Below are 418 nucleotides of genomic sequence, written 5' to 3' on the forward strand. Positions count from 1 at the left end.
ATATACAGCAGGTGTCGGGTATTCCTGGCTCGGGGTATAACATCGCCGTGCGCGGGCGGAACAATTTCCGCGACGAATACAACATGCCGTTATACATTATTGACGGTGTGCCTTTTCCCTCGGCACCGTACAATTCGGCCTTGGTAAGCGGGTCGATCCTCGGCGTGGCCGCGAGCCCGTTGTCAACGATCAATCCCAACGCCATCGAGCGCATCGACGTGCTGAAAGATGCTGATGCCACGGCGATTTATGGAGCACTGGGGGCGAACGGCGTGGTGTTGATTACCACGCGGCGGGTAACGAAAGGTGAGACTCAGGTGGACATGAATGTGTATACCGGGTTTAACGAGGTGCCGCACATGATGGACCTGCTCAATACACAACAGTATTTAACCATGCGGCGCGAAGCCTTTAAGAA

Annotated in this window: 1 protein-coding gene; it reads left to right on the forward strand. The window is 54.8% G+C overall.

The window, feature by feature from the left end; genetic code table 11:
- Window positions 1–418: TonB-dependent receptor plug domain-containing protein (locus KK062_RS30065; protein ID WP_254088085.1), on the forward strand; the 418-nt coding region annotated here is incomplete at both ends.

Origin of the sequence: Dawidia cretensis, from assembly GCF_018598175.1 — a bacterium.
GTDB classification, from domain to species: Bacteria; Bacteroidota; Bacteroidia; order Cytophagales; family Cyclobacteriaceae; genus Ohtaekwangia; species Ohtaekwangia cretensis.